9 protein-coding genes and 2 pseudogenes are annotated in these 14365 nt (G+C 57.0%); 3 read left to right on the top strand and 8 right to left on the bottom strand.

What is annotated here, in order from left to right:
- Positions 1-39 precede the first annotated feature (39 nt).
- On the bottom strand, positions 40-744 hold the full coding sequence (locus tag ACOYXJ_RS05580) for a methyl-accepting chemotaxis protein (protein WP_371919303.1): 705 nt from the start codon (positions 742-744) through the stop codon (positions 40-42).
- A gap of 201 nt (positions 745-945) precedes the next feature.
- Positions 946-1824: pseudogene (locus ACOYXJ_RS05575) on the bottom strand (methyl-accepting chemotaxis protein); the annotation flags it as partial.
- 388 nt (positions 1825-2212) lie between these two features.
- On the opposite strand from ACOYXJ_RS05575, the gene pmrG reads away from it, so the two are divergent.
- Together pmrG and ACOYXJ_RS05565 are read left to right on the top strand one after the other, a co-directional pair.
- On the top strand, positions 2213-2884 hold the full coding sequence (gene pmrG / locus ACOYXJ_RS05570; protein WP_460368324.1) for a lipopolysaccharide core heptose(II)-phosphate phosphatase PmrG: 672 nt from the start codon (positions 2213-2215) through the stop codon (positions 2882-2884).
- Positions 2881-3702 (top strand): phosphatase PAP2 family protein, encoded by an 822-nt coding sequence (locus tag ACOYXJ_RS05565; protein ID WP_150792288.1) that lies wholly within the window; start codon positions 2881-2883, stop codon positions 3700-3702. The genes pmrG and ACOYXJ_RS05565 overlap by 4 nt, the downstream gene beginning before the upstream one ends.
- A gap of 66 nt (positions 3703-3768) precedes the next feature.
- On the opposite strand, the gene ACOYXJ_RS05560 is transcribed toward ACOYXJ_RS05565, so the two are convergent.
- The 4 genes from ACOYXJ_RS05560 to ACOYXJ_RS05545 all read right to left on the bottom strand — a co-directional run bounded on the left by ACOYXJ_RS05560 (position 3769) and on the right by ACOYXJ_RS05545 (position 7633).
- On the bottom strand, positions 3769-5208 hold the full coding sequence (locus ACOYXJ_RS05560; protein WP_460368322.1) for an ArnT family glycosyltransferase: 1440 nt from the start codon (positions 5206-5208) through the stop codon (positions 3769-3771).
- A 67-nt stretch (positions 5209-5275) separates the two neighbouring features.
- Positions 5276-5863: a ribosomal protein S5-alanine N-acetyltransferase gene (gene rimJ, locus ACOYXJ_RS05555; protein ID WP_460368320.1), complete on the bottom strand. Its 588-nt coding sequence runs from the start codon at positions 5861-5863 to the stop codon at positions 5276-5278.
- A 250-nt stretch (positions 5864-6113) separates the two neighbouring features.
- Positions 6114-6488: a DUF6124 family protein gene (locus ACOYXJ_RS05550; RefSeq protein ID WP_460368318.1), complete on the bottom strand. Its 375-nt coding sequence runs from the start codon at positions 6486-6488 to the stop codon at positions 6114-6116.
- Between the two features lie 221 nt (positions 6489-6709).
- Complete coding sequence (locus tag ACOYXJ_RS05545) at positions 6710-7633, bottom strand: hypothetical protein (protein WP_460368316.1); 924 nt, start codon at positions 7631-7633, stop codon at positions 6710-6712.
- Positions 7634-7850: 217 nt separating this feature from the next.
- Between ACOYXJ_RS05545 and ACOYXJ_RS05540 the strand changes: the two genes are divergently transcribed.
- Positions 7851-8891 carry a DMT family transporter gene (locus tag ACOYXJ_RS05540; protein ID WP_460368314.1) on the top strand — a complete coding sequence of 347 codons (1041 nt, stop codon included), beginning with the start codon at positions 7851-7853 and terminating at the stop codon, positions 8889-8891.
- A 791-nt stretch (positions 8892-9682) separates the two neighbouring features.
- Here the strand turns inward: ACOYXJ_RS05540 and ACOYXJ_RS05535 are convergent.
- Together ACOYXJ_RS05535 and ACOYXJ_RS05530 are read right to left on the bottom strand one after the other, a co-directional pair.
- Positions 9683-9832: pseudogene (locus ACOYXJ_RS05535) on the bottom strand (transposase domain-containing protein); the annotation flags it as partial.
- 188 nt (positions 9833-10020) lie between these two features.
- Positions 10021-14244, bottom strand: a complete 4224-nt coding sequence (locus ACOYXJ_RS05530) for an NACHT domain-containing protein (protein ID WP_460368312.1) — start codon at positions 14242-14244, stop codon at positions 10021-10023.
- Between the last annotated feature and the right edge of the window lie 121 nt (positions 14245-14365).

The following is a 14365-nucleotide window of genomic DNA, read 5'->3' as shown; positions in this document are numbered from 1 at the left end:
TGCTCGCGATGCGGTTGTAGCTTCAGCGCTGAATCAGGATCAAACGCGGAAGTGGCTGACCATCTGCTGCAACTGACCACCCAAGCGCGCCAGTTCAACACTCGACGCTGCCGTCTCATCACTCGCCGCAGCGGTCTGTTCAGACACATCGCGCACGTTGATGATGCTGCGGCTGATCTCTTCCGCCACGGCGCTCTGCTGTTCTGCAGCGGCGGCGATCTGCTGGTTCATCGACTGGATGTTCGACACCGTGCGGGTGATGTTTTCCAGTGACGCGCCAGCCTTGCGCGTCAGGGCGACGCTGCTGTCGGTTAGCGCGCGGCTGTTGCTCATCACCGCGGAGACTTGCTGGGTGCCGTTCTGCAGACCGGCGACCAGGCCTTCGATTTCTTCGGTGGATTTCTGTGTGCGCTGAGCCAGGCCACGAACCTCGTCGGCGACCACGGCAAAACCACGACCGGCTTCACCGGCACGCGCGGCTTCAATTGCGGCGTTGAGCGCCAGCAGGTTGGTCTGTTCGGCCACAGCCTTGATTACGTCCATGACGCTGCCGATCTTGTCGCTTTCCTGTTGCAGCACGCTCATGGCTTCGGTGGAACGCACCACTTCGCTGGCCAGACGTTCGATCTGCGCGATGGCTTCGTTGACCACTTTGTCGCCTTCACGGGCTTCACCGTCAGCGGCGGCAGCGGCTTGCGACGCTTCTTCGGCATTGCGTGCAACTTCCTGCACGGTGGCGGTCATCTCGTGCATCGCGGTGGCGACCTGATCGGTCTCGACCTTTTGGCTGTTCACGCCGGCGCTGGTCTGCTCGGTCACGGCCGACAGTTCTTCGGCGGCGCTGGCGATCTGGGTGACGCCATCGCGGATGCCGCTGATCAAGTCACGCAGGGTCACGCCCATGCGGGCGATGCCTTGTTGCAGCACGCCGAGTTCGTCGCGGCGGGTGACGGTGACATTCTGGGTCAGGTCGCCGCTGGCGATGCGCTCGACCACGGCCAGGGTTTCTTGCAGCGGACGGGTGATCTGACGGGTGATGATCACCGCAGCAATCACGCCAACCAGCAGGGCGAGCAGGGTGCTGATCAACTGGAAGGTACGCGCCTGGGCACTTTCCGCGTCACGGCGATCGAGCTGGATCTGATACAGCTGCTCGCTCAGGGCGACGATGGTGGTGCCCTGGTCGGTCATTTCCTTACGCGCCTGCACGGCATCGGTGTTGGCGTTCTTGTACGCCATCAACGCGCCGCGATAGCTGGTCAACGCGGATTCCAATTGGCGCAAGGCATCCTGCTGAGTCGCAGCAAATTGCGCATTCAATGACTTGAGGCTGGCGATGGCCGCGTCGATCTGGCCGACGGCTTTCTGCTCGGTTTCGGCGTTGGTGGTGGCGGTGTAACCGCGAACTTCGTAGCGCGCGAGGATGAACGCTTCCTTGGCGGCGGTGATCGCCTGGAACTGTTCGAAGCGCTGTTCGCTCATGTCCATCTGCTGCACGCGTTTGCTGATCGATTCGATCTGGTTGTACGCGGTCTCGGCACTCACGCTCATGCTGTCGCGGGCGCTATTGCCGGTGCGATAGGCGTTGCGCATTTTGTTCAGCGACGTCTGGTATTCAGCGATAGTCGCGGCCTGCTCCTTGAGCAGTTTGACGTTTTCCGGGCTCTTGAAGCTGTTGATCAGCTTCTGCTGTTGTGCGGCGAAGCTTTCGAGGGTGGTCTGCACATTCTGTGCGGCGGTTTCATCGCCATTGGTCAGCATGTATTGCAGGCGCACCACGCGCAGTTTGGTCAGACCGGCATTGAGCTGGGTGATGTCGCTCATCCAGTTGCTGCGGTCGATCAGGCCACCGAGGCTGGTCCAGCCCGTCAGGGCCAGCACGCAGGTCAGGGCCAGTACCAGGCCGAAGCCCAGGCCCAGTTTCATGTTCACGCTGATGTTGCCGAACCAGCTATTCATCAAAAATCCTCCAGAAACGTTGGGTTTCTTGTCGTCAGTTAGGCTGGAAGATTGTTGTTTTTTTGAGCCAGCAAGGGTGTTAGCAGGTTTGTATCGGCCGCATTTCCCAGAGCTGAAAGGATTTTGTCCTACGGAATTTGTAACATCGGATCCCAAGACTTTTTTCACATGGGTTTCACTGGCTGCCCACGCGCGCCTCTGTACCTTCGCCGCATCGAATGAACCCGTGATGCACAATGGCGAGGCGGTTTTTGTGGAATTGAGACTGAGTCTGTTCGGCGTCAAACGCTCGATCGATCTGAGTTTTTTGGCGCGTTTTCGCAACACTTGGGTGGTGTTGGCGGCATCGGTATTGGTGATCCCGCTGACGCTGTGGTTGCTGGCACCGGCAGCGGTGCCGGACCTGGCCCACGGCAATGTGGCGGGTGCGCAAGCGCTGGCAGCCGGTTGGGCCAAGGGCGAAGTGATCGTGCTGGTGCGTCATGTTGAGCGCTGTGATCACTCAAAAGCTGCGTGCCTGAGTGGCAATGACGGCATCACCGATCGCTCACGCAGTGTCGCGGTGGCGGTCGGTGCAAGGTTCGAGCAACTGGGCCTGAACAACGCCGACATCTACAACAGCCCGTCGATGCGCACGGTGCAGACCGCCGGTTACATGTTCAACCATGCCGCCAGCGGCGACGACTGGTTGATCAACTGCCGGGGCCGCATGTTGCAGGACGCGTTGGCCCACAAGGTGCCCGGTCGCAACTTGGTACTGGTGACCCACAGCGAGTGCATGGCGCAAATCGAGAAAGATCTCAAAGTACCGACTTCGGACGTGGGTTACGGCTCGTCATTATTTGTTTCCGCTGCCAGCCCGGCGGCTCCCAAGATGCTCGGCTTTATTGAAGCCTCCGACTGGCGCACGGTGAATACCCGATGAAATCACGCTTCTACTTTTATAACTTCGGCATTCCGCTCGCCTGCGCGGTGCTGGTGTTCCTGATGTTCGACATGACCAAGATCGACATCGCCTTCAGCAACCTGCTGTTCGATCCGCTGACGCAGACCTTCCCGATCGACAAAATCCACTTCTTTGAAAAGCTCACCCACAAATGGGCGCGGATCATTCCCAACTGGACGGCGGAAATCGCGTTGATCGGCGCACTGCTGTCGCTGGTCTGGCCGTTGGTCAATCCACACAAGCGTCCGCGACTCGGTGCAATGCTGGAGCGCAGCAAAGTCGCGCCAGTGCTGCGATTTGCCGCTGAGCACCGTAGGGATTTTCTGTTTGTGGTGGTCGCGTTTGCGGTCTGCACCGGGGTGATTCATTTCCTCAAATCCCACACCAGCGTTTACTGCCCGATCGAGACCACGCTGTACGGCGGCAAAATGGCCCACATTGAGTGGTACAGCAATTTTCAGCTGTTCCACGAAGCCGGTAGTGGGCGGTGCTGGCCGGGTGGCCATGCGTCGGGTGGCTTCACCATGCTGGCGCTGTATTTCGTGGCGCGGCGCTATCAATGGCGCTTTTCCAGTGCCATTTTGTGGGGCTCGCTGCTGTTGGGGTTCGTTTATGGCACTACTCGCGTCCTGCAAGGCTGGCACTACATGTCCCACACGTTCTGGGCCGGAATCTTCGTCTGGCTGGCGTGTTTACTGACGGCGTTGGCCTTCTACGGACGCGCGCGGCTGGATGTGCCGGTGCTGAGCAAGCGCACGCAGAAAGCTTTCATTGCGCAGTCTGAGGTCTCTCTCTGAACCCGTCCGGATGAAATGAAAAAAACCGCCAATCATCGGCGGTTTTTTTATGCGGCTGCGCAGGCCTCAATAGCCGACGAAGTAATACGCCTGTCGTCCGACCATCATGGTCTTGAGTACTTTCAGTGGGGCGGCGGGTTCGCTGTCGCCGGCCATCACCACGACATGGGATGGCGAGGCCGTGAGGAAATCTCGCAACTGCGCCTCGGTATCCAGTCCTTTGAGTACTTGCTGGGTGTAGAAGACCGTGGCGCCACCGACCCGCTCGTTGGCCTGAAACAGTGCGACTTGATGCCCGGCTGTTTGCAGTGTCTGAATTTCTGCGCTCAATGGCAGGAACGATAGCTTTTTGTCGGCGTGGGGCAGGGCCCATTGCGCGGCCGCGAGGTAACTGCCGATCACCAGCGTGAGCACACCCATTGCCAATGTCTGACGGTGACGGGCGATTCGGCCTACGAATCCATTGCCTGATTCGTACTGCTTCAAGCGCTCGAACAGCACGCCCGCATACTCCGCTGCGATCACCGCTGCGGCGGGCGTCATCGACATCAGGTACACCGTGCGCTTGCTCGACGCCAACGTCAGCATCACGAACTGCGCAACGATCCACAGGCTGAAAAACAGCAAGTAACGGTTGGCCTTCAGTTGTTTGCAAAAATGCCATAGCCCCAGGTACACCAGAATGTTCCACGGTAGGAAGGCTTCCGGCAGTTTGGCGAGGTAGTAGTAGAACGGCTCATAGTGCCCGGCTTCGACGAACGAACCGCTGAAACGCCCGACGCTGTTGGTCAGCAGCACCTCTTTGACCGCTTGTGCGCCGCCGTGCTGGAAGAGGATGACGAGCCAGATCAGCAGCGGAATCAAACCGACCAGAGTCAGTAAACCGGGTCGCAACCAGTCGGCGATTTTCAGGCGCTTGTCCATCAGGTTGTCCGCCAGCAGATAGGCAAAAATCACCACCCCCGGCATGGCCAGGCCCAGCACACCTTTGCTCAAGGTAGCGATGGCGATCCCGACGACAAACAACAGTGAGTTGCCCGCGATCGACGCCCGTTGCGCCTGGAAAAAGGCCAGCAGTGCCGTGGTCACGCCGAGGGCGAGCAATGCATCTTCACCGACGCCGCGCACATTGCTCCAGTAACTGGCCATGGTCGCGAGCAGAATGCCCGCCGTCCAGGCAATCATTTTCGGCCGTTCAAAGCGCCGCAACATGCCGTACAGCAGCATCACGCTGAGCAACCCGGCAACCGCTGACGCCAGTCGCACGGCCCACGGTGAAACGCCGAACACACGCATGGCGCCAGCATCCAGCCACAGGCTCAGCGGTGGTTTTTCCAGAAACGGTTCGCCGAACAGGCGCGGCGTCACCCAGTCGTTATCAAGGTGCATCTCCATGGCGATTCCGGCGACACGGGCCTCGGTGGAGCCTTGCAATTGATGACCGCCCAACGCGAAGAAAAACAGCAGGGCGGCAAGCAGAAACAGCGAAGTGGCGGCACGCGACATGGCTTTCAGGCAACCGGAAGGGGCGGGAGCCTGAGCATACGTCGGCAATCCTGAACAAATTGTGAAGCTAGGCCAGTTGGCGCGACCAACGCTTCTCCGGCGTTTCGAACAGCGGATTGACCAGCGCCGTCAGCACATGATCCTGCCAGCGCCCGGCAATGTTCAGATACGCCTTAGCGTAACCCTCGCGCTCGAAGCCCAATCGCTCAAGCAAGCGCGCACTGCGCTCGTTGCCGGGAATGTAGTTGGCCATGATCCGATGCAGATTCTGGGTATCGAACATGTAACCGATGCCAGCCTCCAGCGCCTCCTGCATCAAGCCCTGACCCTGTTGGGCTTCGTCGATGTGATAACCCAGATAACACGCCTGAAAGGCACCACGAATAATGCCGCTGAAGTTGCACGCGCCGATCATCTGCTGGCCGTCCGGGGTCAGCAGCGCGAAATGCATGGCCAGCCCGGCCTCGAATGCGCTGGCCTGTATTTCAAGGCGTCGGCGAATCTGCTCGGTGGAAAAATATTCGGTGGTGCGGATCGGTGACCATGGCGCGAGGTGGCGCTGGTTGCGTCGGTAGAACTCGCTTTCGAGCTCGGCCTGCTCTGGAGCGAGTATTGCGAGCGTCAGGCGTTGGCAGGGCAGGGTCAACAGCGGCATCGGGCGCTCCGGGGTTTGGGGGATCTTCCGGCAGAGTCGCGCAATCATCGGGGTTACGGCAAGTCGTGGCGACGCAGGGGCTTTGTTTCAGGCAAAAAAAAGCCCGCAGGAGCGCGGGCGAACCGTAGTTTCTTGAATGAGCGAACGGACTGTACAAGGGTTGGCCGCGCAGCTGCAGTGAAGAAAAATTCATCTCGATGGGCGGCTCCAATGCAGTCCGATACGCAACCGAACGCCGGGGTTTCGCCCGTCAATGGCGGGTTTCAGGCCCGCTAGTGTTCTGCGGTTTCTGCGGATCCAGATTGTCCCGTGCCCGACAAATCAAGATCTCGGCCAGTGCGCTCAATTGCTTCATCGCCACCGCCACATGGCGTTTCGAACCGTCGAACTCATCGGCAAAGGTTGCGCTGATGGCCGCGAGGGAATCGAGGATCTCGCTGGCGTGGGTGAGCAGGGTCAGGGTGTCGACATCGTCGCGCACCCTGATGAGCTGATTGAGCGGGACGCTACGGCGCCGTTTGTGCGCTTCGCTGTGTGCGCTGGTATTCGATTGCGGTTGGGTGCTGGACGTTGGCGCATCGGACGGTGCCGAGCCAACCAGCGAAAGTTGTGGGGTCTTTTTCATGACGTAGCTCCGTGGAGTGAACATTCACTGCAGTTGCGGCTGCCAAACCGTCCGTTGGATGGCAGTGGTCGTGGAGGGTAACGCCACGGGGAACTGTCCACTAGTTCATCAAAGTCGACGCGTGTTGCAGGAATTTTCCTAGGACGTTCGGTGTGGGAAGGAGGGCTTGGCGATAAAGCGCCTTCGGGATTTATCCGCTGGCTAGAGTCCGGTGACGGAGCTCAATATTCCGCCACCTTTTTTTCGCGCAAAACCCACCCGGCTTCGCCCGCCACCAAGGTGTATTGAACCTGGCGCATCTTCCCCGTACGGCCTGCGCTTGCGTCAGTGCTGTCGTACACCGGGAAGCGCTGCACCAGCGCGTTTTCCACCACTGCAAACGAATCCTCGCCCTGATAGCCCTCGGCGATTTTCGGATTGTCGCTGACCGGCGGCAGGTAGATTTCGCTCAGGGATTTCTTGTTGTTGGCGGAATAGGCGATCACGTCGCCCGGCATGCCGCGTCCGGAAATGCGGGTGAAAACGTAGATTTCGGGCGAACCGTCGTTGTTCAGGTCTCCAATCTCGGCGCGGACGATTTCGCCCTTGAGCGGCCGGGTGATCGCGCTGTTATCGATTTCCAGGCCCTTGGGTTCAATGCGCAAAACGGATTGGCCATCGACTTGTTCACGGCTGACGTGAAAACGGATGCCCTGCAATTCCAGTGTCTGCTCGAACGGTTTTGTCTCAGCCACCGCATCGGCGCCGGCGAGCCTCAGAGACAACGCATAGTTGGCGACTTCATTGCGCCGTGCCGCATTGCGCATGAGGTACACCTGAACGGTGTACTCCCCATCGGAAGGCAGTGAGCCGGAAAAATGATTGCCCATGATCGAGCCGTTGAACAGCGCGTAATCCGCGCCCTTGGCGGTGATGTTGAAGTAGGCGGAGGGGTTGGACGGTTTGAAATCGACGGTGAGCATCTGGCCGGCCCTGGCGTTGAATCGGTACTCCGCCGTTTGGTCACCCTTGATCGACTGTTTGCGCTCGACACTGTCCGCACTGGTTGTGAAAGCGATAGGCTCGACGCGCACAGCGCCATTATCTGCTGCGTGAACAGGCAGGGAAATCAGTGCAGCCAGTGTGGCGGCGATCCAGATCTTCATTTTCAACTCCACTCATCTCGATGTTTGCAGCATAGAGGCTGCGTCGAACCACCGTCCTGGATTGCGCGGATTAAATGTTGCTGGATTTGAGTGTTTGCTTGAAGAGGGAGCCAACGTGGATGTTCGATCCATCAGGGAAAACTGTTCACACAATTCTCACCTGAGTTTTGCCATGATTGTTGCCAATCTCTCATCGGCCCGAGCGAGTGATCCCGTCATGAATGTGAGCGTTCTCTACGCTTTGGTTGCAGCAGCATTGTTTGGCGCCAGTACACCACTCGCCAAGCTGTTGGGCGTACAGATTTCACCGATTCTATTGGCCGGGTTGCTCTATCTGGGCAGTGGTCTGGGGTTGACCGTCCTGCGTTTTGCCCGCGATCGAGGTTGGCAGCGTTCCGGACTCGGACCCGGCGAATGGCCGTGGCTGGTCGGTGCCATCGGCTTTGGCGGTGTGCTGGCGCCGGTAGCATTGATGTTCGGTTTGACCAGAACGTCCGGCGCGAGCGCGTCACTGATGCTCAATCTGGAATCAGTACTCACGGCGCTGCTGGCGTGGGTAGTGTTCAAGGAAAATGCCGATCGGCGAATCGTGATCGGCATGCTCGCCATCGTGGCCGGCGGTATCGTGTTGTCCTGGCCGCAAGAGGCCGTCTCGGCGCAGGACTGGACAGGCCCGCTGGCCGTCGCCTTCGCCTGCTTTTGCTGGGCCATCGACAACAACCTGACGCGTAAGGTGTCTGCCTCGGATGCACTGTTTATCGCGGGCAGCAAAGGTCTTGTGGCGGGGTTGGTCAACTGCGGTCTGGCCTTGTTCATCGGCAAACAACTGCCCGCAGCCGACTCGCTGATGCCCATCCTGCTGGTCGGGTTTCTCGGTTATGGCGTCAGCCTGGTGATGTTCGTCCTCGCCCTGCGCGGACTGGGCAGTGCACGCACCGGCGCGTACTTTTCCACCGCACCGTTTCTGGGCGCAGCTATCTCGATTCTGCTGCTGGGCGAATCGGTATCGCTGATGTTCCTGCTCGCTGCAGCGTTGATGGCCGTGGGGGTATGGATTCACCTGATGGAAAACCATACGCATGAGCATCAGCATGAACTGCTCGAGCATGAACATCGTCATACACACGACGAGCATCACCAGCATACGCACGGGTTTGAGTGGGATGGTAGGGAGCCGCATAGTCATTCGCATGTGCATGTGCCGATGCGGCATAGGCATGCGCATTTTCCGGATGTGCATCATCGGCATGAGCATTGAGGTGTTTGGGGAGGGTTTGGTTTTTGGCGGACGGGGCTGGACGGGACGGCTAGATGCGACAAAGCCCGCACTTGGCGGGCTTTGTCGTTGAGAGTTGGTGGGCCGGGGTAATTTGAATTAGTTCAGTAAGATATTGATTTATAAAATTAATACCATTTTATACTTTTGGTTGGAATACCAATTGGAATGCCATGCGAGTTTGTACTCCACTTGACCGCCCGATTGCATTCGATCTGCCCACCGACTTCATCGGAGTTGAACAGCACGCTTCGTAACCATGATTGGCAGTGAACGGCCCATAGCTGCCGATGGCGACAGGCAGAAATCGGCCGATTCTGTTGAAAAAGCCGGCGTCGGTTTGCATAACAGAAAAGTACGAGTCCGAGATTGAAATCCGTATTTTTCGCAGAAAGCTCAGGGCTCAGATTTGACGTAGTAGCGTGCAAAAAGACGTTTTCACCACTCAATGCATGGCTAGTCAGGCCGGGTCGACTTTTTCAACACAGTCGGTCAAACGCTGTCATTGGACGTGCCTACGAAGATAGGGGGGAAGCGAGAGGTCTGCTCTGTGCTGAACGATATCTGACCCCAATTTGGCACCTATTCCAACCTGGACCGAAGAAGACACAGAGGAAGTGATGCATACACTTTGCACTGTGTGCAACGACGCGAAGAACTCGTTTGGGCAGTTGGTCGCAATGACATGATTCGAACCGCACCTGATTCCTGGGGCGTCCTAGGCGGCAGGTGCGCCATTTCATTGTAGCGCCCGCCCATCTCATCCTGCACAACTAAACCGGCCACCAACGACGCGGCAACAGCTCTCCAATTTCACTCGCCCGCTGCGTGGGCAAGTGAGTGAGAACGTCCTTGAAGTCGGCATACGGATCATGTCCGTTGAGTTTGGCTGACTGGATCAAGCTCATCAGCACCGCCGCGCGGGTCGCGGTAGGGGCGACAGGTAACTGCCGTCCCTACCGCGATCGATGCAACGCCTCAAAGTAGGCTTCGATGGCCGCCAGGTCGGTGTCGATCAGGTTGCGTTGTCGCATGGAGAATTGCGCAGTCTTTTTATTTAGGAGCTGTTTGTAGGATTCTGGGGGTGCCTAGCGCCCCCCTTTCGCAACTCTCAGTCGGATTGCCAGGCCTTAAAGACTGAATTGCCCCCTTTATCGTGCCAGAGAATACCTTCGTAACGCCGCTGCACCGTGCAAGTGTCTTTACCGTCTGGCCATACTGACCTTTCGCCGACAAAAATCCACAGGCACTGAAGTTCGTTGCGGGCCAGATATCCCTGAAAAAATGCTTGCTCACACAATGCGTAATTGTCACCCCTGAAGCGATGGCCGTTGACGAATAGCGCTTCGCCCTCAAGATCGACATAAGTGCAGTGGTCATTGCGCAGCGGTACAAGTGCCAGCTCCCTGGCCAGCCAAGGAGCGGGGGGGCGTGCATAAACGCCATGTGGGACGGAAAGATCGAGGTCATGTTCCCAGTGATAGCCGCAAGTCGGTAACGCATATTCGACCGTCTCGCCTCCAGGAAATTGATGACGCAGCCATTGCTGCTGACACCAGGTCGTACGCCACGACACTTCGCGCAGATAGGCAGTGCTGTCACGTGTTGGCGCCCTCCAGCGCGCATCATCGACAGCGCCTGACTTGCAGAAAAGCTCGACAAATTGACGGCGGTCTTTGTCTTTCACGATAACCGGAAGAATCCGTCGAAATTCCTGCTGCCGCAAACCCTGTTCAGGCGCTTCGTATTTGTCGTCTAGGTTGGAGAGTACGCGTCGCTCATACATCACCCACCACTTCTTACCATCAGGGTCAGTGCGGCACACGAGTTCTGGGAGTAATTCGGCGGGATTATCCCGCACGGGCCACTGCAACACGTCCTTTTCTTCGTCGTGGTTAAAGGCCAGTGGTGGATCGAAAGCCCAGTCATCACTACGCATGTCGCCAGCGCGATCGATGTTGAGCAAGGTTGGATCAATATCCCGTTGGAAGCCAATATCCGCTGGGGTGCGATACATCTCCGGTCCCGGCGGCATGTCCAGCTTATGGTTATCCGCCAACCGACAGAGCAATTCATTTAGGGCCAACCATTGATATTTTTCTGCGATCCGCTCAACAACGGGCCTGTCTCGTGAATATTCAAGCTCCTCAGATTCGTCAGGTGGAAATTTCTCCAGAGTCCATCCCAGGTCGTATGCCCGCTTGGCAATCCAGCGCTGGGCTGCTTTATGCTCGATCACAAGCGAATGCGAACTGTCTGCCCCCCCGGCGCTTGAATGCATCGGCGCGCTCAAGAACCGCTTGATCACAGGCACTATTTCATAGCTGCCGAAGGTTCCGAGGACGCCTGTGCAAGCCATCTCTATTTCGTTGTGACCCGCACGTGCAACGGCTCGTTCAAGCATCGTCTGCGTCACGTTCAGCTGGGGTGGTGCGGATCGATAAGGTGGCTGACATTTGGCTAGGGCGACTGACGTGGCGAGGCAAGATTGCGAGACTGCCAGCTCGACTATTCCCCGAGCGTAATCACGCAGAAGCAGTGACAAGGGAGTGTCTGCTGTATCGAATACATAAAGGTAAGCAGTGCTGGCAAAGCTTTGCAGGCGGTCTGTATTTGGGTCATTGCAACAGGCTCCATACGCCGCTGCATGCAGGCGCTCCAATACATACACATCGTCCAGCCCAGCAAATGCTTCGCATAAGTTGCGGTACAAGTCCGGTCGGGCAATTAGCAGGGAGGCTAAGGCCTTAGTGGCAATATCCCTGACCAGCCGGTTGCTTGAGGTGAGCAACCAGGTCAGAACGATACCACACAGAGACTGGACTTCAGGATCGGTATTGGCAGACTGTTCCAGCAGGCACCACTTGAAGAGCTTGTCCAGCGCGCCTCCGGCATCGGTTGAACATCTGTTGATGTGAACCGACCAACTGACGTCTCTGTCGGCAAGACTCTGACTCATCAGCTTTGTATGCAGCGCTTGTGCATTCCATGGGTGATCAGGGACCACAGCCAGTTCAATGATCACATCAAAATACTCAGGGTCACGTGTCAGCAGGCTATTGAACAGCACTCGCGTGTGTTCGCTGAAGGCCTCTTTGCTGCGCCATCTCAGGCTTTGCACAAACAGACGGCTTAGTGAACCTATTGGCCGCCACTTTCCTTGCGCGGAGGGTAAGGCATCAAGAAACTCCACGCTGAAGCGTTCTGGAATCTGGATCGAAAGTGCCTCCACCAACCCCATCCACATGGAGTTAATTCTCCGACCCTGGTGGATAAACGCAAGGTTTCCGACCTCTAATGCTTCGCGGATATCTTTGACTTCCTCAAGCAACGAGGCCGCCATCATGTGGTCTTGGAAGCGCTGGAAACTGAACCTGACAATCTCATCAAGGGGAAGATCAATATCGTCTTCCTCGGCCTCATCCAAGGAATCAGGGTCTGGATCAAGGCGCAACAACCCGTTGCGATGTAGCACCTCGAACCAGCTTTGATTGGTAGGCTGCGGAAATTCCGAAAATTGTCCTCTTACGATGTTGACGGCCTCCGCTCGCGAGACATAATCGCGCCGATTGGTAACCATTTGCCGAGCAATCAGTAACAACGATTTCCACGTTGGGCCAACCAACTCGTCACCGCCATCGCGACCAACACCCAGATGCTTAGCCACGCTGTTCAAGTAGAATTTAAAAATTTTCCAAGTGCCTTTAAGCCCCTTGGGGAACTGGGTGAGCCCTTCTCGCTTCAATGCCAAGCAAGCACTGCGCAAAAACAATGGATTCACAAATTCTGCAGCCATCCATGGGATGCTGGGCTGAGAAAGGCCCTGCCTGCTCATGTAGACCCGTGCGGCGTTTACTTGCTCCGGGTAGGTATCAAACCCACGGATCTCGAAGATTGGCACTTGCTCACGCACACTTTCGGGCACCGCGTAAGGCATGTACTCAGTTCGGCAACTGATAACCACCGCGATATTTGAAAATCTCGAAAGACGACGCAAAAACGCTGAAATTTCCCTGTGCCAAAAATGGCTGCCAACGCCTTCGTTTATCGCGTCCACCAGGAATAAGCCACGCTGTCTGGCGGCCTGCGAGGCGGCGTCAAATGCTTGAAGGAAGGCGTCAGGAGGCAGGGATCCCAACCCCAATCGATGGGTCATTTGCGACCACAGTTCTTGATCAGTCAACAGATGCCCAAGCACCAGGATTACCGGTCTGCCGTCCGCCACGGCTTTGTCAGCCATCGTTCCCAGCAGATGGGATTTTCCAACGCCTGCCCTGCCTTTCAATAATGCAACGCCTTGCTGCTCTGCCTTGAAGTGAGGGTTAGAGAGAATTTTCTGAAGGTTGCTGACGGCTTGATCCAGATGGAAGATCGCTTGGTGAAAATACTCTAAGTCGCGCTCTAGATCCTGATCAAGGTTAGTTATAAATTTACTGTAATTCCAACTCCATGTCTTCATGGACTGAAGGCACTGTAAAGCAGCGCTAAGCGTGTCCTCATAACTGCCGTCGAACCAAGGGCAAGAGGCAGGCGCACCTAGGTTTTCCGTCAATGCAGATAACGACGCCACATGGGTTTTAACGTTGGATAGGTGTATCCGAATTTCATTATCCGGTAACGCTCCCAGCGATCTCGTGAGATTGCGCGCCTGAGCAATAGCCGCCAGCGCGCTTTCGAGTTCAGCCTTGATTTCATCGTCGCGTAACATGACTTTAAACAGACGCTCGATTCGGACTTCGACGTGGTCCTGCGAGTGATACCGCTCATCTAGGGATGTAGTTGCTAGGTCGACTTGCTGTTTGAACCAGGCAGATGAGAACTCGGCTTCATTGAACCAGTAGTAACGCAAGCCTTCGGCGATGGGTTTGAGCAATTGGATATTCAGGTCAGAGGCGGACCATAAAATAAAGTCCACCGCAGGCATGCCGGCGTCGGAACGCTGCTTTTCCCATACCTGTTTGTGGTTTTCCCAGTGTTGCCGGCCGCCCTTGCGCGGGCTCTTATTCCCTGTCTCACCAACGTCAGTCAAGTCGCAGGCAATGGCAACGACGTACGTTTTCAGTTCGGGGTGGCATTTGAGAGCCTGTTCTACGGACTTATCAATCTGCGCCCATCCGATGTCCCGGGAGCGGAGAAAAAACTTGGCCTGGTAGCCTACCTTGCTGCCGTCATCTAATAGCCAATAGGCCTCGACACCGCCATCCCCCCCCGAGCCGTCAACCCGACGAAATCGCGCCGATACCTCTTGGGTATCGAGTTTTGCCAGCTGACACACAAGCTCCTCGAAGGATTGCTGCTGGCTGAACTCCTTTCCTCTGATCTTTGAATAATCCATCGTAATCCCATCATCCGAAGCTTGAGCGCAGGCAGCGCGACTCGCTAGCTGATCGTCGCCGACACTAACAGTCTATCAGGCACTCATCGAGGATTGGCCAATAGCCATGACACCTTCGCCA

Source organism: Pseudomonas sp. Tul2A7 (assembly GCF_054790505.1).
Note: the sequence above shows the minus strand (reverse complement) of the source record. Positions and strands in the feature narration are given on the sequence as shown.

Coding starts and splice junctions, on each gene's coding strand:
- ACOYXJ_RS05580 (WP_371919303.1), bottom strand. CDS start 744: ATGACCGCCACCGTGCAGGAAGTTGCACGCAATGCCGAAGAAGCGTCG.
- ACOYXJ_RS05565 (WP_150792288.1), top strand. CDS start 2,881: ATGAAATCACGCTTCTACTTTTATAACTTCGGCATTCCGCTCGCCTGC.
- ACOYXJ_RS05560 (WP_460368322.1), bottom strand. CDS start 5,208: ATGTCGCGTGCCGCCACTTCGCTGTTTCTGCTTGCCGCCCTGCTGTTT.
- rimJ (WP_460368320.1), bottom strand. CDS start 5,863: ATGCCGCTGTTGACCCTGCCCTGCCAACGCCTGACGCTCGCAATACTC.
- ACOYXJ_RS05550 (WP_460368318.1), bottom strand. CDS start 6,488: ATGAAAAAGACCCCACAACTTTCGCTGGTTGGCTCGGCACCGTCCGAT.
- ACOYXJ_RS05545 (WP_460368316.1), bottom strand. CDS start 7,633: ATGAAGATCTGGATCGCCGCCACACTGGCTGCACTGATTTCCCTGCCT.
- ACOYXJ_RS05540 (WP_460368314.1), top strand. CDS start 7,851: ATGAATGTGAGCGTTCTCTACGCTTTGGTTGCAGCAGCATTGTTTGGC.
- ACOYXJ_RS05530 (WP_460368312.1), bottom strand. CDS start 14,244: ATGGATTATTCAAAGATCAGAGGAAAGGAGTTCAGCCAGCAGCAATCC.